A 2,772-nucleotide genomic window follows, 5' to 3' on the forward strand; every position below is an offset into this window, starting at 1 on the left:
CCGCAGCGACCGGGCGAGGGAGCGGCGCGCGGCGGGCAGGTCCCCGGCGGCGAGCGCGACCCGGCCGAGCCCGGCGAGCGCGCGGGCCAGCTCGGGCCGCGCCTGGATCTCCGTCAGCGGGGGCAGCGCCTCGGTGTACAGGGCGCGCGCGCCCGCGACGTCCCCGCGCAGCTCGGCGATCCGGCCGAGGCCGATCAGCGCGTGCGCGGCGCCCCACAGCTGCCCGATCCCACGCATCACCGCGAGCCCCGACTCGTAGACATGGGCGGCCTCGCGCGCGCGTCCGGAGCGGGCGAGCATGTAGCCGCGCGCGATCAGCGCGTAGCCCCGGTTCCACTCCTGGCCGGGGGCCTCGGCGAGGGCGTCGGCCTCGTCCAGGCGGTCGGCGGCCTCGGCGAAGCGGCCCGCGCGGGTGTGGGTCTCGGCGAGGGTGATCAGCGCGGCGGCGGCCATGAACCCGTCCCCGGCGCGGCGGCACGGGTCGAGGGCCCGCTCGGCGAACCCGGAGGCGCGCGGGAAGTCGCGGGCGCTGAGCGCGAGCTGCGCGCGGCCCGCGAGCGCCGGGCCGAGGACGATCGGGGGCAGGCCGCGGCTGCGGGCGAGGAACCGGTCGGTCCACTGGGCCCACTCGGGGACGCGTCCGCGCGCGATCCAGTACGACCGCAGGGCCGTGCAGATCCGCAGGCCGCCCTCGACGTCCTCGCGTTCCAGGGCCCAGGCGAGCGCGGCGCGGATGTTGCCCAGCTCCACGTCGCAGCGGTGGAACAGCGCGACCCGGTCGGCCCACTCGCCGGGGGCCTCGGCGAGCGCGAGCTCGCCGTCCCGCTCGGCGGCCTCCAGCACGCTGTCGCGGTGCCGGTCGCGGATCGCCTCCTCCTCGCCGGCCTCGGCGAGCCGTTCGGCGGCGTACTGCCGGATGCTGTCCAGCAGCCGGAAGCGGGTCTCCCCCGCGACCTCGTCCCCCACGACCACCAGGGACTTGTCGACGAGCGCGGTGAGCAGGTCCAGGACGCCCCGGCGCGGCAGGCCGCCGGCCGGGGGCTCCGGGTCGCCGTCCAGGTCGAGTTCGGGGAGGTCGGGCAGGTCGGGCGGCAGCTCGGGCAGGTCCGGGAGGTCGGGCAGGTCGGTGAGGTCGGTCAGATCGCCCAGGTCGTGCGTGTCGCCGAGGTCCGCGGCGAGGTCGGCGGCCAGGCCGGCCGGGTCGGCGCAGACGCGCTCGGCCTCGCCGAGCGTCCAGCCGGTGAACACCGACAGGCGGCGCAGCAGGGTGCGCTCGCGGTCGTCCAGCAGCTCGTGCGACCAGTCGATCGCGGCGCGCAGCGTGCGCTGCCGGTGCGGGGCGGTGCGGGCGTTCGCGCCGAGCAGCCGGAACCGGTCGGCGAGCCGTCCGGCGATCTGCTCGACCGTCAGCACCCGCAGCCGGGCGGCGGCGAGCTCCAGCGCCAGCGGGACGCCGTCCAGGGCGCGGCCGACCTCCGCGACCGCCGCGTCGTTCTCGGGCGTGAGGGCGAAGTCGGGCCGGACGGCGCGGGCCCGCTCGGCGAACAGCCGCACGGCCTCGCCCGGGTCGAGCGGCGGGACGCGCCAGACCGTCTCGCCCTCGGTGCGCAGCGGCTCGCGGCTCGTCGCGACCAGCCGCAGCCGGGGGCAGACGGGCAGCAGCGCCCCGGCGAGCTCGGCGCACTCGGCGACCACGTGCTCGCAGTTGTCCAGGACGAGCAGCACGGCCCGGTCGCCGATCGCGTCGGCGAGGGTCACGGCCAGCGGCCGGCCCTCCTCCTCGGACGCGCCGAGCACGGTCGCGACCCGCCGCGCCACGACGTCGGCGGGGCCGCCCGGCGCGATGTCGGCCAGCTCGACGAACCAGACCCCGCCCGGGTGCGCGGCGACGACGCCGTGCGCCACGTGCACGGCGAGCCTGGTCTTGCCGATGCCGCCCGCGCCGCACAGCGTCACGGCGCGGGTCGTCTCCAGCAGCCCGCGCAGGTCGGCGACGTCCCGCTCGCGGCCCACGAACGCGTTGGGCTCGGCGGGCAGGTTCGTCCTGACCGGCGGTGCGGTCGGCGGGTGCGGCGGTGTCATGCCCAGCGGCCTCCACGACCTCCGGCGGCGCCGGATCGGCTGCCCTCGGAAAGGATTGTCCCTGGTCCGGGTCGTCCACCGCGAGTGTTTCACCCGGCCGGTCACCGCGTCCCCGATTCGCCACGGAGAACTATCTTCCGCTGCTTTACCCACCGTCCGTAACCGGCCCAAGCGCCGCACACGGAGCGCTCCGATTCCACCCTCGGCGCCTCGGAGCCTTACCGCAGATCGCCGTGTCCCACCCGTGCGATCCGGCGCCGTCCGCGAGGTGTTCGCGGAGCCGAACCGGCTGCTACCGGTCGTCGTTCACGTCCGTGGTCGGGCTGATGGTCGTGCGCCGGATGAGGCTGGACGGCGGACAGTCCGAAATGCACCGGTTGCTGGCGCTGGAGCGGCTGAACGTCGCCGACGCGCGGATGACGCCCGAGCAGGCACCTGGCGGGGGCGGTTTCGGCGGGCCGGGCGGTGGGCTCCCGGGACGGGTTTCCGAGAATTGATGAGGTGATTGCCGGGGGCGAGGATCGGCTTGCCCGGGATGCCGGTAGGTCCCCCCTCAGGGGGTGATCGGCGGTGTTCTGGACGCGGCTCCGGCGGCGGCCGTTCGCCGCGGACCTCGTCTCGCGGCTCCGGCCGCTCACGGTGGCGTCCGGGACCGGGGGGCGCGGGTTCGGGCCGCGGCGCCGCGCGGCG

2 protein-coding genes are annotated in these 2,772 nt (G+C 77.1%); one reads left to right on the forward strand and one right to left on the reverse strand.

Translation table 11 applies throughout. From position 1 onward, the window contains the following. Nucleotides 1-2,082: ATP-binding protein (locus tag DZF91_RS25415; RefSeq protein ID WP_117359742.1), on the reverse strand; the 2,082-nt coding region annotated here is incomplete at its 3' end. A 314-nt stretch (nt 2,083-2,396) separates the two neighbouring features. On the opposite strand from DZF91_RS25415, the gene DZF91_RS25420 reads away from it, so the two are divergent. Next, entirely contained in the window at nt 2,397-2,579 is a 183-nt protein-coding gene (locus DZF91_RS25420; RefSeq protein ID WP_235834549.1) for a hypothetical protein, read from the forward strand. The last annotated feature ends 193 nt before the right edge of the window (nt 2,580-2,772 follow it).

The organism is Actinomadura logoneensis (assembly GCF_003428695.1).
Classification (GTDB): domain Bacteria; phylum Actinomycetota; class Actinomycetes; order Streptosporangiales; family Streptosporangiaceae; genus Spirillospora; species Spirillospora logoneensis.